Source organism: Streptomyces sp. NPDC002133, assembly GCF_040296405.1.
GTDB lineage: Bacteria > Actinomycetota > Actinomycetes > Streptomycetales > Streptomycetaceae > Streptomyces.
The window spans coordinates 25,748-44,009 of record NZ_JBEOXF010000031.1; the positions used below are offsets into that span (position 1 = coordinate 25,748).

Annotated in this window: 12 protein-coding genes and 3 pseudogenes; 6 read left to right on the forward strand and 9 right to left on the reverse strand. The window is 69.6% G+C overall.

Annotated features, from left to right (window positions below):
- Nucleotides 1-168 precede the first annotated feature (168 nt).
- Both ABT078_RS25725 and ABT078_RS42795 read right to left on the reverse strand, forming a co-directional pair.
- Complete coding sequence (locus ABT078_RS25725) at nucleotides 169-2,553, reverse strand: ATP-binding cassette domain-containing protein (protein ID WP_351231582.1); 2,385 nt, start codon at nucleotides 2,551-2,553, stop codon at nucleotides 169-171.
- Nucleotides 2,554-2,848: 295 nt separating this feature from the next.
- A pseudogene (locus ABT078_RS42795) lies at nucleotides 2,849-3,215 on the reverse strand (helix-turn-helix domain-containing protein); the annotation flags it as partial.
- A 577-nt stretch (nucleotides 3,216-3,792) separates the two neighbouring features.
- Between ABT078_RS42795 and ABT078_RS25735 the strand changes: the two are divergent.
- Nucleotides 3,793-4,707, forward strand: a complete 915-nt coding sequence (locus tag ABT078_RS25735; RefSeq protein WP_351231584.1) for an arginase family protein — start codon at nucleotides 3,793-3,795, stop codon at nucleotides 4,705-4,707.
- Nucleotides 4,708-5,050: 343 nt separating this feature from the next.
- Here ABT078_RS25735 and ABT078_RS25740 read toward each other — a convergent pair whose 3' ends face one another.
- On the reverse strand, nucleotides 5,051-5,707 hold the full coding sequence (locus tag ABT078_RS25740; protein ID WP_351231586.1) for a response regulator: 657 nt from the start codon (nucleotides 5,705-5,707) through the stop codon (nucleotides 5,051-5,053).
- A 411-nt stretch (nucleotides 5,708-6,118) separates the two neighbouring features.
- Between ABT078_RS25740 and ABT078_RS25750 the strand changes: the two genes are divergently transcribed.
- On the forward strand, nucleotides 6,119-6,403 hold the full coding sequence (locus tag ABT078_RS25750; protein WP_351231588.1) for a DUF3040 domain-containing protein: 285 nt from the start codon (nucleotides 6,119-6,121) through the stop codon (nucleotides 6,401-6,403).
- A gap of 137 nt (nucleotides 6,404-6,540) precedes the next feature.
- Nucleotides 6,541-7,893 carry a cation:proton antiporter gene (locus ABT078_RS25755; protein WP_351231590.1) on the forward strand — a complete coding sequence of 451 codons (1,353 nt, stop codon included), beginning with the start codon at nucleotides 6,541-6,543 and terminating at the stop codon, nucleotides 7,891-7,893.
- 307 nt (nucleotides 7,894-8,200) lie between these two features.
- Here the strand turns inward: ABT078_RS25755 and ABT078_RS25760 are convergent, their stop codons facing one another.
- The 5 genes and pseudogenes from ABT078_RS25760 to ABT078_RS25775 form a co-directional block, all read right to left on the reverse strand.
- Nucleotides 8,201-8,839 (reverse strand): LAETG motif-containing sortase-dependent surface protein, encoded by a 639-nt coding sequence (locus ABT078_RS25760; RefSeq protein ID WP_351231592.1) that lies wholly within the window; start codon nucleotides 8,837-8,839, stop codon nucleotides 8,201-8,203.
- Nucleotides 8,840-9,344: 505 nt separating this feature from the next.
- Nucleotides 9,345-9,599 (reverse strand): annotated as a pseudogene (locus tag ABT078_RS25765) (transposase); the annotation flags it as partial.
- A gap of 483 nt (nucleotides 9,600-10,082) precedes the next feature.
- A complete protein-coding gene (locus tag ABT078_RS25770) occupies nucleotides 10,083-10,673 on the reverse strand; it encodes a CGNR zinc finger domain-containing protein (RefSeq protein ID WP_351231594.1) in 591 nt (196 codons plus the stop codon).
- Between the two features lie 316 nt (nucleotides 10,674-10,989).
- Nucleotides 10,990-11,286: pseudogene (locus ABT078_RS42800) on the reverse strand (IS5/IS1182 family transposase); the annotation flags it as partial.
- 49 nt (nucleotides 11,287-11,335) lie between these two features.
- Entirely contained in the window at nucleotides 11,336-11,788 is a 453-nt protein-coding gene (locus tag ABT078_RS25775; RefSeq protein WP_351231596.1) for a MarR family winged helix-turn-helix transcriptional regulator, read from the reverse strand.
- Between the two features lie 221 nt (nucleotides 11,789-12,009).
- Here ABT078_RS25775 and ABT078_RS25780 point away from each other — a divergent pair, with 221 nt between their 5' ends.
- Together ABT078_RS25780 and ABT078_RS25785 are read left to right on the forward strand one after the other, a co-directional pair.
- Nucleotides 12,010-13,053 carry a hypothetical protein gene (locus ABT078_RS25780; RefSeq protein ID WP_351231598.1) on the forward strand — a complete coding sequence of 348 codons (1,044 nt, stop codon included), beginning with the start codon at nucleotides 12,010-12,012 and terminating at the stop codon, nucleotides 13,051-13,053.
- Between the two features lie 345 nt (nucleotides 13,054-13,398).
- On the forward strand, nucleotides 13,399-13,821 hold the full coding sequence (locus ABT078_RS25785; protein WP_351231600.1) for an Ohr family peroxiredoxin: 423 nt from the start codon (nucleotides 13,399-13,401) through the stop codon (nucleotides 13,819-13,821).
- 684 nt (nucleotides 13,822-14,505) lie between these two features.
- On the opposite strand, the gene ABT078_RS25790 is transcribed toward ABT078_RS25785, so the two are convergent.
- Nucleotides 14,506-15,021 (reverse strand): allene oxide cyclase barrel-like domain-containing protein, encoded by a 516-nt coding sequence (locus ABT078_RS25790; protein ID WP_351231602.1) that lies wholly within the window; start codon nucleotides 15,019-15,021, stop codon nucleotides 14,506-14,508.
- Between the two features lie 470 nt (nucleotides 15,022-15,491).
- Here ABT078_RS25790 and ABT078_RS25795 point away from each other — a divergent pair, with 470 nt between their 5' ends.
- The gene (locus ABT078_RS25795; protein ID WP_502981313.1) at nucleotides 15,492-17,036 is read left to right on the forward strand and encodes a GMC family oxidoreductase; all 1,545 of its coding nucleotides are present in this window, start codon (nucleotides 15,492-15,494) and stop codon (nucleotides 17,034-17,036) included.
- Nucleotides 17,037-18,262 lie beyond the last annotated feature (1,226 nt).

Genomic DNA, 18,262 nt, shown 5'->3' on the forward strand with positions numbered 1-18,262 from the left:
GGCACTGGGACGGCTGGGGATGCACTTCCATCCCGGGAAGTCCGGTGGAATGGCGGGGCAGGTGCTACCCGCAACGCCGGCCCTCGGTCCGAGCGAGGCCGTCACCAGCAAGGTCCGCGTCTCGTGGTCCGGGACCGGACCACGAGACGCGGACCACGAGGGCCTCGGTCAGCTGCCGACGTACGCCGCGAGGTGCTCGCCGGTGAGGGTGGAGCGGGCCGCGACGAGATCGGCAGGTGTGCCCTCGAAGACGATCCGGCCGCCGTCATGGCCGGCGCCGGGGCCGAGGTCGATGATCCAGTCGGCGTGCGCCATGACCGCCTGGTGGTGCTCGATGACGATGACCGACTTGCCGGTGTCGACGAGCCGGTCGAGCAGGCCGAGCAGATGCTCGACATCGGCCAGGTGGAGTCCGGTGGTCGGCTCGTCGAGGACGTAGACGCCGCCCTTCTCGGACATGTGCGTGGCCAGCTTGAGCCGCTGCCGCTCGCCGCCGGACAGCGTGGTGAGCGGCTGGCCGAGGCTGAGGTAGCCGAGCCCGACGTCGGCGAGTCGCTCCAGGATCTTGTGCGCGGCCGGCGTGCGCGCCTCGCCGGCGCCGAAGAACTCCTCCGCCTCGGTGACCGACATCGCGAGTACCTCGCTGATGTCGCGTCCGCCGAGGTGGTATTCGAGCACCGATGCCTGGAAGCGCTTCCCCTCGCAATCCTCGCAGGGGGAGGCGACGCCGGCCATCATCGCCAGGTCGGTGTAGATGACGCCGGCGCCGTTGCATGTGGGGCAGGCGCCCTCGGAATTGGCGCTGAACAGAGCCGGCTTCACACCGTTGACCTTGGCGAACGCCTTACGGATCGGGTCGAGCAGTCCGGTGTACGTCGCCGGGTTGCTCCGTCTCGAGCCCTTGATCGCGCTCTGGTCCACCGACACCACACCCTCGCCGGCCGGGATCGACCCGTGCACGAGCGAGCTCTTGCCGGAGCCGGCGACGCCGGTGACGACCGTCAGAACACCGAGCGGGATGTCGACGTCGACGTTGTGCAGGTTGTTCGCCGTCGCTCCACGGATCTCCAGCGTGCCGGTGGGCTTGCGCACCGTCGCCTTGACGGCAGCCCGGTCGTCGAGATGGCGGCCGGTGACGGTGCCGCTGGCCCGCAGCCCCTCGATGGTGCCCTCGAAGCAGACGGTGCCGCCCTCCGTACCGGCGCCGGGACCGAGGTCGACGACGTGGTCGGCGATCGCGATCGCCTCCGGCTTGTGCTCCACGACGAGCACCGTGTTGCCCTTGTCCCGCAGCCGCAGCAGCAGGTCGTTCATCCGCTGGATGTCATGGGGGTGCAGCCCGATCGTCGGCTCGTCGAAGACGTAGGTGACGTCGGTGAGCGAGGACCCGAGGTGGCGGATCATCTTGACACGCTGCGCCTCGCCGCCCGACAACGTGCCCGCCGGCCGGTCGAGCCCGAGGTAGCCGAGGCCGATCTCCACGAACGACTCGAGGGTGTGCTGCAGTGCCGTGAGCAGCGGCGCCACCGACGGCTCCTTGAGGCCGCGGACCCATTCGGCCAGGTCGCGGATCTCCATCGCGCAGGCGTCGGCGATGCTGATCCCCTTGATCTTCGACGACCGAGCCCCCTCGCTGAGCCGGGTGCCGTCGCACTCGGGGCACGTGGTGAAGGTGACCGCCCGCTCCACGAACGCCCGGATGTGCGGCTGCATCGCCTCCTTGTCCTTGGACAGGAACGACTTCTGGATCTTGGGAATCAGCCCCTCGTAGGTGAGGTTGACGCCGTTGACCTTCACCTTGGTCGGCTCGCGGTAGAGGAAGTCCTGCATCTCCTTCTTGGTGAACCTGCGGATCGGCTTGTTCGGGTCGAGGAAGCCCGACTCGGCGTAGATCCCCACGGTCCACACGTTGTCCGACTTCCAGCCGGGGATGGTGAACGCGCCCTCTGCGATGGACTTGGAGTCGTCGTAGAGCTGGGTGAGGTCGATGTCGGAGACCTTGCCCCGGCCCTCACAGTGCGTACACATACCACCGGTGCGGTTGAAGGTCGCCTTCACCGTCTTCTTGTTGCCGCGCTCGACGGTGATCGCACCGCTCGCCCTGACCGAGGCGGTGTTGAAGGAGTACGCGCTGGGCGGGCCGATGTGCGGCTGCCCGAGCCGGCTGAAGAGGATGCGCAGCATCGCGTTGGCGTCGGTGGCGGTGCCGACCGTCGAACGAGGGTCGGCACCCATGCGCTGCTGATCGACGATGATCGCGGTCGTCAGCCCGTCGAGGACGTCGACCTCGGGCCGGGCCAGCGTCGGCATGAAGCCCTGCACGAAGGCGCTGTAGGTCTCGTTGATCAGCCGCTGCGACTCCGCGGCGATCGTGTCGAACACCAGCGAGCTCTTGCCCGAGCCGGAGACTCCGGTGAAGACCGTCAGCCGGCGCTTCGGGATCTCGATGCTGACGTCCTTGAGGTTGTTCTCGCGCGCGCCGTGCACGCGGATCAGTTCGTGGCTGTCGGCAGCGTGCAGCGCAGGCGACTGCGTGTCGGTCCTCGTGGCCATGCTCTTCGTGTCTCCATCTGTTGGCGGGGCCGCCTTCGCGGTCTCCGTAGGCGTCGCCTGGCTCGATCTAACCAGCTCGAGCAGTACGTCTGCTTCTCCTTCGCTTCGGCCCGTGGAGCCTCTGGGCCGCGGCCACACGGTGCGCCGGGCCGAGCGTCAGACTAACCAGCGGCCGTCGCGCACCAGCTCGCGGACGGGCACCTCGTTCACCTCGCGCCAAGCCTGGATGCGTCGCGGGGAGATGTCGGCAGGCGGGTCCCGCGAATGGTGATGTCCATGGCGGACACGCTAGCTGCGGCTCGGGCGCCGGTGCTTCTCGATTCCTGATCGGTCTGGTCCCCTGTTTTCGCCACGCACAACGGCATCGCCACCGTCGCGCGCCGCGTGGCGCCGGTAGGTGCTGGGCGGCATCCCGATCAGTTCGGTGAAGCGAGTGCTGAAAGTGGCGCTGCTGCGCCGTGGCGACCGCGGCGTCACCGAGGTCCGTTTCGCGGTCGGCTGCTCGTCGCTGGGCTCGCGCGCTCGATGCGCCGCGTCATCAGGTGCCTGCACGGCGCCTCGCCGGACACGGCCCGGAACTCCCGGCTGAAGTACCCGACCGACATGTTCACGCCGCGGGCGAGCCCTTCGACGTCCGGCGGCTGCGTGTACTCCCGGTCGATCCGGTCGCGAACGCGGCACAGCCGCGCGAGGTCGCGTGACCGCGGTCCCTTCAGCCACTCGTCGAAATCCAGGCCGGTCGGGAAGAGACGGCCGGCGCTCTCCCCGGCGATGGTGCGAGCGACGTCAGCAGCCTGGAAGGCTTCCTCGGCGACGACCCACTCGTCCCGGACCGCCCGGTCGTATCCCTGCCCTTTGAGATCAGTCTGCTCTTCAGCCGGTGGCGACAGCGGCCGGGTCCCCGCCTTGGGCGGGACTCTCCTCGCCCAGGGCCCCGTACGCAAGCACAAGGCGACCGGCCACTCCTCCACGGCATCACATCGCAGCTCGCGGGCCGACTCCGCCGCAGTGGTGTCACCTCTCATCGAGATCCCACGCTGATGTGATCAACACGTGGCGTCCGAACTCGGGTTCTGGCACATGTCTCGTTTTCGTGAGAGGGCTTCTGCGGGTGCCCGACACAGCTCAACGCGATGCGCATTTTGCACCACTATGGCCCCATAGGGGCGATACTCGATCGGATAGCGCGGGAGACACATGCCAGACCGGGCGCTGCCCATCAGGCGGAAGGGTTGAGACGTGCGTGAACTGGCGATCATCGAGGCGCCGTCCGTGCTCGGGCTGCGACCTTCCGGCGTCCAGGACCTGCCGACGGCTCTGCTCGACGCCGGTCTGCCGGCCCACCCCGGGGTGGTGCGCGCCGGCCGGGTCGAAGCCCCGGCGTACGACCCGAGGCGGGACGCGAACACCGGGATCCTCAACCCGGTTGGCATCGCGCAGTACTCGGTTCGACTGGCCGACGCGGTCGGCGCTGTTCTCGACGCCGACCGCTTTCCCGTGGTCCTCGGCGGCGACTGCAGCATCCTGCTCGGCAACCTCCTCGCCCTGCGCCGCCGCGGGCGCTACGGCCTGCTGTTCCTCGACGGCCACACCGACTTCTACCAGCCGTCGGCGGAGCCGGCCGGCGAGGCGGCCTCGATGGAACTCGCCCTGGCCACGGGCCGTGGCCCCCGGCTACTCACCGACCTCGAAGGCCGCGGGCCCCTGCTCCGGGACGAGGATGTCGTCGCCTTCGGATTCCGTGACTCCGCCGAGTCCTCCCGGGCCGGGATGCAGCCGCTGCCGCCACAGCTGCACGCGATCGACCTCGACGGTGTGCGCGCAACCGGCGCCGCTACGGCAGCGCGCCAGGCGATCGGCCGACTCACCGACTCCGAAAACGCCGGGTACTGGATCCACCTCGACGTCGACATCCTGGACGATGCGATCATGCCCGCCGTCGACTACCGCATCCCCGGTGGGCTGACCTGGTCAGAACTGGAGAGCGTGCTGCGGCCAGCACTGGCCGACGAACAAGCCGTCGGCCTCGACGTCACGATCTTCAACCCCCGTCTCGACCCCGAAGGGAGAATCGCCGCGCGCCTCATCGAGTGCCTGCACCGAGGGCTGTCGGTACTGACCGACCAAAAGGTTGAGCAAGAACCGGAGTTGTGAGAGCACCTCTCGCTCACCGGCGAGAGCACCCCGCACCGCGGGAGAGTCGCCGAAGTGGTCCAAGGTCCCGGTTTGGATGCAGGGCGTCGGCCGGCTCTGTCGGACGGGTCAGGTAGGGCGTCGGGAGTTCGACGAGTTCAGTGTGCAGTTGACACCCCCTCAAGGCACTGGGCGCACCCCAGGCCAGACGCTGACCATGCCTTCCTTCTCCGGTGATGAACCCACAAGGCCGTGCTTCCCGCGACCGCGCTCGCCACGCTGGTCTGCGCGGCGACCCGCCCGCCGCCGTGTCCGACCTGGGTTCCGGTGCTGCGCCGGGGAGCGGAGGAAGCGCACCTGGGGTTTACGGCTCGATAAGTCCGACTCGGATTGCGTACCGGGTGAGTTCCAGCCGGTCCTTCATGCCGAGTTTCTCCAGCAGGTTGGCCCGGTGCCGCTCAACAGTCTTGACGCTGATGACGAGCAGGTCGGCGATTTCCTGTGAGGTGTTGCCTTCGGCGACGAGCTTGAGGATTTCCTCCTCCCGGTCGGTGATGGCCTTGGAGGGGATGGAGAGGCCTTCGTGGGCACGGTCGAGGTAGTGGCGGATGAGGGCGTTGGCGGCGCCGGGACAGAGAAAGGGTTCGCCGCGCATGGTGGCGTGGCAGGCTTCGACGAGGTCGCGGTCGGCGACGGATTTCAGGACGTAGCCGGAGGCCCCGGCGGCCAGCGCTTCGAAGAAGTACTGCTCGTTGTCGTACATGGTCAGCATCAGGATGCGGGTCCCGGGCTGGGAGCGGGAGAGTTCGCGGGCGGCCTGCAGTCCGGTGAGGCGGGGCATGGCGATGTCGAGGATGGCCAGGTCGGGGTGGTGGGTGCGGGCCGCTTCGACGGCTTCGGCGCCGTCGCCGGCCTCGGCCACGACGGTGAGGCCGGGTTCGCCAAGGATGAGGCGGACTCCACGGCGCACCAGGCGGTGGTCGTCGGCGAGGAGGATGCGGGTTTCGGCCGCCTGGGGCATGGTCGGTGGCTCCGGTGGTGGACGGGCACGGTCAGGCGTACTTCGGTGCCCCTGTCGGGACCGGTTCCCAGGGAGAGGCCGGCGCCGATGAGCAGGGCGCGTTCGCGCATGCCGCTGATGCCGGCCCCTTCCCGACACCGCCTCCGTCCCATCGCCCTCCCTGCCACTGCGGCCGGCCTCGGCGCCGCCCGTCGGCGTTGGTGCCTCGGCTGCCGTCGAGGGCCTTCGGCCGTCATCGTCAGCCTGCGGGGTGCAGTGCCCAGGCGTCCATCGGTACTGACACCCATCTGCAGGCGGTGATGGGGGTCGGCCACCTGCGGAAATGGGTGCTGGACCCGATGGCGACGCCGGCAGGCCGCGTGTGACGGTGGCGTAGACCCCCTCATCTGCCGGTCCTCGGGAGGAGGAGCCATGACACAGGATGGCGGCAATCCGCTGCGCGATCTCGAGGAGCAGTTGGAGCAGAGCGACCTGCGTTACGTCCGCGGTCTGGAAGCGGGACGCCCGCGCCGGCCTCGGGAATACCGGCGCGGCCCGGCCTGGGCCCTGCTGGTCCTCTCCGTGGCAATGCTCGTCACGGGCCTGGTGCTGCCTCAGGGGCTGATCCTCGCCGCGGGCCTGGTCACGGCGGGGGCGACGGCGCACCTGTTCGCGCCCCCGCAGGACCCGGCGGGGCACCGCCCCCGCCTGCCCTGACACCTACCGACGCATCCAACCGCGGCACCGACGCTCAGACCATCACCGCTGCCTGACAGACCTGTGAACGGAGGACGGTATCCGATCCCGTCAGTCGCAACACTGTGCACGCCCCACGCTGCGGAAGGTGGTGACCCGTGGGACATGCTGACACTCTGCTCGCCATGGGCGGCGCCTTCCTGGCCGCCGCCGTCCTCGCCCGCCTCGGCAGCCGGATCGGCCTGCCGACCATCCCGCTGTTCATACTCGCCGGCATCCTGCTCGGCCCTCATACTCCAGGCCTGGTCCTGGTCGAGGACGCACACGACTTCGAGATGCTCTCCGCGCTCGGCCTGGTCCTCCTGCTGTTCTACCTGGGTCTGGAGTTCCACCTCGAGGACCTCAAAACCGGCGGCAGGCGCCTGCTGGCCGCCGGCGGAATCTACCTGCTGCTGAACGTCGGCGCGGGCCTGGGATTCGGGCTCGCCCTGGGCTGGGGCGCGCGGGAGGCCTTGGTGCTCGCCGGTGTCCTGGGCATCTCCTCCTCCGCGATCGTCACCAAGATCCTCGTCGACCTCGGCCGCATCGCTCGCCCCGAGACCCGTCTGATCCTGGGCGTCACCGTCGTGGAGGACATCTTCCTCGCCCTGTATCTCGCCGCGCTCCAGCCCGTCATCAGCGGCGCCCAAGGCATCGGGGAAACAATCCTCCATGCGGCCAAGGCGTTCGGCTTCCTTATGGTGCTGGCTGTCGCAGCCCGCTACGGCACCCGTCTGATCGGGCGCCTCATCGCGGTACGTGACAACGAACTGCTGGTCATCAGCTTCCTCGGCGCCGCGATCCTCATCGCCGGCGTCTCCGAGGTCCTCGGGGTCGTCGACGCCATCGGCGCCTTCATGGTCGGCCTGATCCTCGCCGGAACGCCCTCCGGGCCGCGGATCCGCAAACTGGTGCATCCACTGCGCGACGCCTTCGCCGCGATCTTCTTCTTCGCCTTTGGACTGGCCATCAACCCGGGAGACATCGCCTCCGTCGCCGTTCCGGTCACCATCGCAGCAGCACTGACCATCGTCATGAACGTGGCCGCAGGACTGTTCACCGCCCGCCTTTACCACTACGGCCCCCAGCCTGCCGCGAACATAGCCACTACTCTTCTGGGACGAGGCGAGTTCGCACTCATTCTGGCCGCCATGGCCACCACCGCCGGCCTCGACGGCCGCCTCGCCCCATTCATCGCCAGCTACGTCCTGGTCCTCGCCGTCCTCAGCCCCATCGTCGCCGGGCGCGCCCACCTGCTCGCCCGTCTCCTTCAGGGCGCGACCTCCCGCCTGCACGGCCACCGAGCCCGCACCCCCACGCCCGCCACCCCGCGTGCCGACCACAGCCCGCACGGCACCACCGACCACTGCCCGGCCGACACCGCCGCTCTCACACCCTCCGGCATCCCCGCCAACAGCGACAACGCCCCGCCGTCCCCAGCCGCTCAACCGCGGCACCCACCCGCGCTGTGACGTGTCCCCGGCCACCTCATCGAGCGGCGACTTGACTGTCCGCTGCGGCGGCTCGGCCACGAGCGCCGCCTCCCGGACTGTGGTGGCGCCGGTCCTGCTGCTCCAGCGGAATCCGGGGAAAACAACGCTGGTAGTACACACCACAGGTGCTGCTGGGTCGTGTTCCTGGACAGGAGGGCCGGCCCCGGGGACCCGGATTCGAGGCCGCAGCGGGGTTAGGTGAATGGCTGCCGTCGGTTCGCCCAGGCCGCATATGGAGGTGCCCTGCGGCCTGTTCGGCCGCAGGGCACGTCATCCCTGGACGGGGTCAGCCGCGAGCGGCCGCGCGACGCTTGCGGGTCGCCACCAGGATGCCACCACCGGCCAGGACCGCCGCGACTGCGGCACCGGCGATCACCGGGGTGGCGCTGGATCCACCGGTCTCCGCGAGGTCACCCGGCGCCGGGGCGCTGGTCGACGGAACGGGGGCATCGGAGCTGGGCGGCTCGGTGCTCGGGGTGTCCGAGGGCTCCGGCGTCTTCGACGGCTCAGGCGTCTTGGAGGGCTCAGGCGTCTCCGACGGCTTCGGCGTCTCCGAGGGCGGCGTGGATTCGCAGACCGGAGAGGTCTTGGTCTCGTCGCGCGAGAACCCCTCCCCGTCGCCCGCCTTCACCACGAGGCGCACCGGAACCTCGGTCTTGTGCTCGGGCAGCTTCAGCGTCTCGTGGAACTCGCGCCCGAACTCCTTGGCGGGCAGCAGGTCCTTGCCGTCGACGGTGATGGTCACCGTGTTGGTGACGTTGCCGTTGTATGCCTTGAGATCGACGGTGACCTCGGAGCAGGTCACCGTCCACACGGGCGTGTGGGCCGACGCGGGAGTGGCACACAGGCCCACTCCGACGAACCCGACGGCCACGCCCGCTATGAGAGCGCCCGAGCGCTTCCACGCACGGGTGGGTACCTTCATCTGTCCTCCACGCACATCCGTACATCGGGGGGGTTGATGCGAGCGCACAGTACTCCCCCCTCGCACCCCGTCGCGCGCCGCCCCTCGGACACGGGCCGGCAGCTACCTGTGCAGGGGGCCGGAAGGGCCCGGCCCTGGCCGGGCCGCGCGCAGTGTACGTGGACGTACGCGCCCTCCGGTGGCCCGGGCGGAAGGTCTGGCCACCACCTGTCGACCCGGTACAGCGGGTCCTCGTCCGAGAACAGGCCCACCTTCGCTGTGGCGAAGGCCAGTTCCAGCACGTGGCCCCTCCCCCCTCGTTCGTGTTCGAGCTCCAGGCGGCGATCCCGATGAGGTCGCGACCGGACTGCGACTCCGGGGCATGGGGCCGGGGCGACTCCCTGCTTGTGCATCCTGACGACCGTGCACCCGAGCTCGCCATGGTTCCTCTCCCACTCGAACAGACGGGTGAGTACGACCCGTTGGGAGCGACACCTCCTCCGGCGTGCGGCACACGCTGCGCGTGATCCAGGCGCGGGCGCCGCACCTTCCGGTGCAGGGTGGCGACGCGCTCGACGGCCCTACGGCGGCGCCTCGAGCAGCGCTTGTACCGACAAGGTGCCTGCCGTGCGCCTCCGGCTTCGCGGCGGCCTTCGGGCCGTGACACAGGTTGGGGACGACCCGCCGCTGAGTCGGCGAGCAAGTTGACGACCCCCAGGTCGATGCCGACCACGCTGCCGGCTCTGGGCAGCGGCTCAGGCTCGGGTCGTTGAACTGTCAGATGCCGAGCGGGGTTTCATGCGGTCGCTGCCTGCCCCGGCCCTTGATGGGACGGCCTCGGATGGACGACCGGACGATGCCCAACGGGATCGTGTGGAAGTTCCGGTCCCGGGTGACATGGCGGGACATGCCCCAACGGCAAGGGTCGCGGGCCGGCCTGTACACCAATTCCGCCGTTGGGGACGGAGGACGTCCGACCGGATGCTCAAAGCTACGTAGGCGTAGGCGTAGGCGGCAGGCGACATCGACTGGCTCGTGTCGCTCGACTCGACACCGAGCCGCCTGGTCCGGCTCAGCCGCTACGGCTCGGTCAGGACCGATGGCTGCCGGGCCCAGCCGCTGCGCCCACGTGGGAGGGCAAGGTGGCCGCCGTAGCGACCGGCTGAGCCACGGCCTCCAACGCCTCGACATCCCGCAGGTGAGAGGCACTCACCAGAGGTGTGGCCATACCGCCTTGCGGCGGTGAGCTCATGAGGCTCCCCGCCTACTCACTCGCGCGCTTGCGTGCCCGGTAGGCCGCTGCCTTGATCCTGTTGCCGCACGGATCCATCCTGCACCACTCCCGACGCGCCCCTCGGGAATGATCGATGTAGATCTGGGTGCAGTCGGGATTCGCGCATTCCTTGAGCAGCGGGACCTCCGGTCCACTGAGGACTGCAATGGCGTCCCGGGCAACGTAAGAAAACGCCTGCTGAATAGTGGCTTCAATGCTGCATCCGGCCGCGGTGAGCCGCGGAACAGGAGGCGGTTGGCGTGCCACGTCATTCACCAGGATCAACGCATCCTGGTCATAGCTCTCACCGGTAATTCTCGCGACGACCAGCTGATAGATCGCTTCCCGCAGAGTCACCGCCTTGCGGACATCGACAGGTCGGCAGGCGATGTCACCCTCCGTGATTCCGCATTCGCGGAACCATGAGTTGAGACTCGACGGCGAGTGGAGCATCTCCCGGGGACTGGGGCTGCGCCGTACGCGCAGCGTTCCAGCGAAGTCGAGCGCTGGGCGTCCGGCGGGAAAGGCATGTTCCATATCACCATTCTGGCAGGTGACGATTTGGGATGCAATACCGCCCACGGGGGACGCATGCCTCGCACCGCGTTCGAGATCTTACTCGCCGGGGTGACTGCGCCGTTCACCCATGGCCGCTGCAAGTGTCATCCCCATCGGACACGAGCCCGACCGTGAAACGAGCAGGGCACTGAAAGGGCGGCCGGTTCCTGCATCGGGCACGTCGGCCTCACCCGAAGGGCCGGAGGGGCGGCAATCGACAGCGCCGGAACCGTTGATGCGATGTGGGTTCGACCGGGAAAGCGGGAATCTGACGTCACGCACCTGATGCGTGACCATAAGGCTGTCTTCTGGCAGGTCAGATCTGGTTTGAGTGTTCTGATCACACGGCGAGGGCGGAGTTGCACATGCGGGCGGCGGCCCGGACGGCGCGGCGGAGGCCGTCACCGCGCTGTCGGCGGTCACGAAGGATCTTCGCCGCGACGGATCTTGTAGTTCTTCATGCGGGCCAAGCACACTCGACGCGGGCCCGGCCCTGCGACGCTCCGCGTCGTCTCCCCCTTTGCCCGCCAAGAGCGGCCCGGCGGAACCTTGCGGTGCGGCACGACGAGACCGGTTTTGATGTAGGCGCCGTCGCCGAGCACGTCACGCTTTGACACTCGGCCGGCAGACCGGAGTTCGGCCGGCACCCCCTCCCCCAGCCCCGTCGCGGCCGACCGGCAACCGCCCTACTCGGCCCAGGGCTCGAAGCCGGTATCGAGGACGGCTACCAGGGATGTGCGCAGTCGAGCCGCCTCGCCGGCCCCGAAGCTCTCCTCGAACCGGGCTTGCACGGCTTTCCACAGCGGCAGCGCCGCCTTCATCCGGGCAAGGCCGTGCGGCGTGATCGTCACGATCCGTGCGCGGCGGTCGGCCGCCGAAGGCTCGACGGTCACCAAGCCCTCACGCGCAAGCGGTTTGAGGTTCGACGCCAACGTCGTGCGGTCCATGGCAATCATGTCGGCGAGACCGGTGATCGTTATTTCGTCGTGAACGCTGAGCTTCTGCAGGATGCTGAACTGCGTCGCCCGAAGACCGACCGGGGCCAGGGCCTTGTCGTACGTCGCGCTGAGGTACCGGGCCGCCTTGCGCAATGCAAGGTTGTTGCAGGCGTCGGCGGGGTCCGTCGGTGTGGGGGTCATGCGCTCCTCCAGAACATCCCGGATGCAATAAGAGTATATGCACCTAAGTGCGCAGGGGGCACCCCGCCCCCGGCGCTGATCGGCAGGGCTGGAGATGAAGCCCGCGACCCGGCCTTGCCATGCCGACAATAGGAGCATATGCTCCTATTGGAATGTGGGGGCACGTTGCCCCTCTCCGGTCCCCCCGTGCGCCGCATCCTCTCCGTCAGAAAGCCGTGTCAATGACAACCCCCATCGGTTCCACCTCCGAGCGCGAGCAGTCGCCCTCCGCGGCGGCCGAGTCGTCCTCCAGGCTCAGCCACGCCGCCCGTCGACCGCCGGTGAGGGCCTGGCTCCAACCGACAGTGATCGCCCTGGTCGTCGTGGCGGCCTTCATCGCCTGCTACGTCGGCCTGCAGCGCGACCCCCGGCCCCACCAGGTCCCCATCGCCGTCACCGGTCCGGAGCTGCCGGGCGAGATACGCCAGGCTCTCGGCGAGGCCGTCGAGGTCCACCCCGCCACTGATGCCGAGGCTGCGCGCCACGCACTGGAACACCACGACGTCGTAGCCGCGCTCAGCACCGACGGCCCGGGCCGGCTGCACCTGGAGATCGCAGGAGCGGCCGGCACGTCCACCACGTCGGTCGTGAAGAGCCTCGTCGACGCCTACGCCCACGGTGCCGGCAAGCACGTCACCACCGAAGACGTCGTCCCCCTGACCCACTTCGACGCCCGGGGACTGGCCGGCTTCTACATGGCCTTCGGAGTGACCCTGGCCGGATTCGTCCTCGGCTCGAACGCTCTCGGCCTGGCCACCGTCCTGCACCTGCGCCACCGATTCCGGCTGCTGGCCGGCGCCTCCCTGGCCATCGGCACCGTCGCGGCGATCATCGCCGGCCCCGTCATGGGCGCAGTTCCGGCCCCGGTCATCCCGCTCGTCCTCACTCTCGCCCTCCTGGCAGCAGCGGCCGCATTCACCACCAAACTCCTCGGCACCTACCTCGGCCCCATCGGCATCCCGGTCGCCACCCTGCTACTCCTCACCGTCGGCAACGCCACCAGCGGCGCCACCATCGGCGCCGACCTGCTGCCCACCGCGGCCCGAGCCATCTCCGCACTCCTGCCACCCGGAGCAGCCGTCCGCGCCATCACCGAGCTGAGCTACTTCAACAGCGCACACGCAGCAGGCCCTGTGATCACACTCACTCTCTGGGCCGCCATCGCCGCCCTCCTGCTCGCCCTGCGCCCCCGCCTGATGCAGCGGCGCACTGCAGCCTCCGCCTGACCCATGACCCATGACCCGCGACCCAGCCTCGATCCGGATCGCCCCGCCACCGCGAGGCCCGGAGTCCGGAAGACCTGCGCGGCTGGGCCAAGCAGGAATCGCCCGTCCGGGGAGGGCACGTCGAGTGAGCCGAAGCGCGAGGTGCTTGAGGCCGGCAGCCGTGCGTGACCCAGCTCCCTGCCCGCCACCCTCAAACCTCCCTACATCACCGCCTTGACAGGTGACGACTGCATTGCGACCATCTACTCACCTCCTAAACCGGTGACGCACGATGAAGGTCCCCACCAAGGAGCTTTCTCGACCTACGAGACTCACCACGTCCGTACTTTCCGATGAGGACATGCAATGCCGAACATCTACACCGCCGTTGTGAACGTCACCGGCGAAGGCCGCAACGGTGGCCGCGTCCAGTCCAGCGACCGCCTGCTGGAGACCACTCTGTCTCTCCCCAAGGAGCTCGGTGGAGCGGGCACTGCCACCAATCCCGAGCAGCTCTTCGCCGCGGGCTGGGGCTCCTGCTTCCTCGGCGCTGTCCGGCGGGCCGCCGCCGACCGCAAGGTCAAGCTGACCAGCACCGAAATCGACGTGGAAATGACCCTGGACCACAGCGACGGCGAGTACTCGCTCGCGGCCGTCCTCAACCTCGAACTCGGCGGCGTCGACCAGGACAAGGCCACCGAGCTCGCCAACGCTGCCCACCAGCTCTGCCCTTACTCGAAGGCCACGCGCGGCAACATCCCCGTCACCATCAACGCCACTGCCGTCTGACCCAACCGAGAACCGGCCGACCTCGAACCCGGCCCCTCGATCGGCGGGTCCCGCATCACCCCCGACTCCGGCCCTGCACCGAGCGGCGCGGGGACGGAGTGCGGGACCTGCCTCCCCACACGAACCCCACACCCTCATGGACTGAGCTGAGACACCCCGGATGGGTGGGCACAACATGTCACCGAAGTGCCCATCCCCGCGATCAGCCGAGACTCGTTGCTGCGAGGGTTCAGGAGCTCAGGGGCTGGGTCACCCGCGCTCCGGGGGCTACCCCACGCCGGAATTCGGTATCGGGACCGGATCCAGGCCCCCGTTGGGCGACAGCAGCAGGTTCCCCCACTGCCGCCTACGTCGGGCGCTCCGCCACCCGCAGGTCCGGGTCGCGGACCCGAAACGGACAATCCGCCCAGCGAGGGGCAGGCCACTCGATCTAGCCTTCCCCTGTCCGGCCTCGGGCCGCCTGACCCTGGGCAGACATGAGCGCCGCCACGACGGTCCGCCGCAGCCGGATCGGGCCCTTCGAGGTCCGACCGATCCGGCTGCGGCAGCTTTGGCTCGCCACCCTGCTCACCGCCCGGTCAGACTCGCCGGACGACGTCCCCCGACCACTTCTGGATCAGATCCTGGAGACAGCCCGAGGGGCAACAGGCAACGGAGGGGAACCGTTGCTTCAAATATCGGCCGTCAACGCTTCATGAAGACGGTGAAGTGCCTCTCGGTGTCACCGGCGGGAACGGTGCGAACAAAGCCCTGGGCGTTGCGATAGTCGCCCGATCCGCCGGTGATGCCGACGTCGACGTAGGACGGGGCAGGCAGGTGGAGCAGTGCCTGCGCGGCGAACTGCCCCTCAGGCAGTGAGAAAGTGCCCAGGCACTGGAGCGCCGCCGGGTCGACTTGGGTGTAGGTGCAGACCACACTGTGATCGCCGACCTTCTCGCCGTCGCGGTAGAGGTCTTCGTGGATGACGCGCTGATCACCCGGGCTGATTCCCGTACGGCCCAGATCGATGTCCGCAATCGAGGTCTGCTTGCCGACCAACTCGAAAGTCTTCGCGCGCTCCTCGGCGTCGGGCGCAGTGAAGGAAGCCGACGTGTCGGCCGACGCCAGCGGGGCAATGGCGACGCCCCCAACGACTACGGCAGCCATGCCGGCGGCTGCGCTCAGGTAACGCACCTTGCTGGTCTTCCACGTGCTCGGCAACTTGCCGCTCCGTTTCGTTGGGTGTCGATTCGGTGGCGAAAGAAGGGAGTGGATCCTCGGTCCGGCTGGTTTGCCGGCCCCGCTCCGATCGACTCGTGAACAAAACCCTTGCCAGGTTGGTCAGATCGACACTCACACACCACGCGTCACCTGTCAAGGTGGTGACGGGTGGCCCGGGGGCACCCCTGACCGCATGCGCCCGCCAGAGGGTGCCGGTCGGCCGTTGTCGACGCCCGGACTCCGGCGGCGCCGTCGACCGCACGTATCGACACCGCCTCGCGGCTTTCGCGGGTCAGCAGGTCTGCTGCGGCCTGCAGCAGGCGCTCCCGTGCACTCGCCACGGACGCCCGCGCTGTTCACTTTCTGATGTTTTCGGTGATATCGGAATAAACGTACCATCCCCGCGGTATCAGCGTTATAAGCCTGGTGATACCACCGAAATAGGCGTGCGGAGAGAGGTACCCAGTGCCATGCGATCGACAACAGACAGCTACGACTTCATCGTCGTCGGGGGCGGGACCGCCGGCAGCGTGATCGCCGCCCGCCTGTCCGGGAACGACAGCGCGCGCGTGTTGCTCCTGGAGGCCGGGAGCCGCCGGCCGCCCGCCGCCGCGGCCGTCCCGCCCTCGTGGCCGGCCCCGCTGCAGACCCCGGCGAACTGGGGCGACACAACCACCCGGCAGACCGCCACCGGCACCGAGGCCTTCCTGCCGCGCGGCCGCGCACTCGTCGGAGAATCGGCGATCAACGCCATGGTCTTCGTCCGGGGGCACCGCTCCAGCTACGACCCGTGGGCGGCCGACGGCGCGAAGGGCTGGGGTTTCGATGACCTGCTGCCGTACTTCAAGCGCAGCGAGAACGCCTCAGGACGCGACCCCGCCCTCCGGGGCATCGGCGGCCCGCTGACCGTGGCGCCCGCCAAGTCGCCCAACCCGGTCCTGGCGGCCGTCCTGGAGGCGGCGTCGCGTACGGGCTACCACCGTGCGAGCGACATCAGCGGCGGACTGGAGGAAGGGTTCGGCTGGACCGACCTGAACATCGTCGACAGCAGGCGGCAGAGCGCCGCCGACGCCTACCTCGCGCCCGTACTGGACCGCCCCGATCTGCACGTGGTGATCGACGCGCTGGTCCTCCGGCTGATCATCAAGGACGGGCGCAGCGTCGGCGTGGTGTACGTCACGGGAGGCGACCCGGTGTCCGTCGGCTGCTCGGGAGAGGTGGTGCTGACCGCCGGCAGCATCGGTTCGGCGCAACTGCTGATGCTCTCCGGCATCGGGCCGCAGGCGCATCTGCGTGAGAGGGGCATCGACGTCGTCCAGGATCTGCCGGGGGTGGGGGCCAATCTGCACGACCATCCCCTGTCCTACGTCGTCTATCGCGCGGCCCGGCCCGTTCCGGTGGGGGCGAAGAACCACGCGGAGACCATCGGGCTGGTACGCAGCACGTTCGGGCTGGACGGGCCGGACCTGCAGATGGTCCTCCTCGACATCCCCATGCCCGTCCCCTCGGCGGAAGTGCTCGAGCAGGGGCAGGGATACACGATCGGCGTCTCGGCCATACGGCCGCGCAGCCGCGGCACGGTCCGCCTGGCGTGCGCCGCACCGGACGCCGCGCCCGTCGTGGACCCGAACTACTTCGGCGATGACCGCGACCTCGCCACGATGGTCACGGGCCTGCGTCGGGCCCGGGAGATCGGGCAGGCGCCTCCACTCAACAGGTGGCGCGGGCAGGAGGTGCAGCCGGGTCCCGGTGTGAGGGACGACGCCGGCCTGCGGGCATATGTGCGCCACAGTCTGGCGTCGTCCATGCACCCGGTTAGCGCGGGCTGCACCCCGGCGCCACCCGGCCCGGGCGACGCGGCCCGGGTGGCGCGGGGCGGGAGTGCAAGGGCGGTCAGCGGCCGAGTTGGAGGGTCGCGATCTGCCACGGTCGCAGCGCCACCTGCACCGCCCCGTCGGTCACGGCCAGCGCCTCGCCCGGCCGGCCCAGCAGGTCGGCGCGCCGCGCCCGGGTGAACTCGCCGTGAACCTTGGCCTCGGTGGCCTCGCCACCTTCGGCGACGACCCGCACCTCCGTCCAGCCGTCGCGTATACGCACGCTGGTCAGCACCACACCGGAGCCGCCGACCGCCGGACCCGTCACCTCGTCCGGCAGCGGCGCGGACGGCTCGGCCCGCCCCGGTACGGCGAACAGGCCGTGCCGGTACTCCTCCGCCGCGCGCAGCACGGCGTCCGCCCCCGACGGCCATGAGCCGCCGTACGGCAGCAGCGCCAACGTCACGCTCCGACGGCCCCGGCTCTGCGCCTCGGGCGTGGGCAGCTGCGGCCCGGCCGGCTCATCGCGGTGGACGTGCCGGTTGCGGGACAGCTGCCCGACGGAACGCAGCAGGGTGAGGGCCAGCTCGCGGCCACCGTCGACGAGTTCGTACTCGCTGTACTCCTCCAGCAGCACCGCGAGCCCGCCCGCCGCCACGAAGCCCGCGGCCGGGAAGGTCGGCAATGGCTCCTCGCCGCCCCCGCCCTCGGCGGTCAGGCCGCGCTCGACCACCGCGAACTGCCCCTCGGCGAAAGAGGATCCGGTCCGGTGCGGCAGCGGCAGATGCAGGCGCAGCCGGTGGTCGTCGCAGCGGTTGTCGAACTCGACGGCGATCCGCGCATACGGCTCTGCGGCGCGCAGCTCCACGCGCATCGTGACAGTGACGGTCTCGCTGCGCGGCGAGCGGCCGTCCACCGCGAAGTCGCCGGCGGCGGGCCAGGCATAGCGCCGTTCGATCTCGAGCACGGCGCACAGCGACGAGGCCGCGGTACGGGTGACCCGCACCGACTCCGGCTCGGTGACCAGCACGTCGGCGGCGGGTGGCGCGTAGTTGTACGTGTCGCCCAGATCGCCGCCGTCGACGAGCGCGCCGAGGCCAGCGGCGGTGGTGCCGTCGGCGCCGGTCAGGCTGAACGTGCCGTCCGCGGCGACCTCGACGCGGACCAGGCCGTTGTCGAGCACCCGGCCGTCCGCCCGTACGTCGTGCGGCGGCAGCGGGGCGGTGCCCGGGGCCGGCGGGCGCACCGCGGCGTACCCCAGCGGCGGGACGTCCGCCCAGACCGGGACGCGCTCGCCGGGAGCGGTGAGGATCCGCACCCGCAGGGTGCGCCGCCGCCAGTCCGTGCCGTCCGCGCCCAGCGCCTTCTTCACCTCGGCGACGTCGAATGCGCCGTGGGAGTGGCGGGCGACCTCGAAGGTCAGGGTC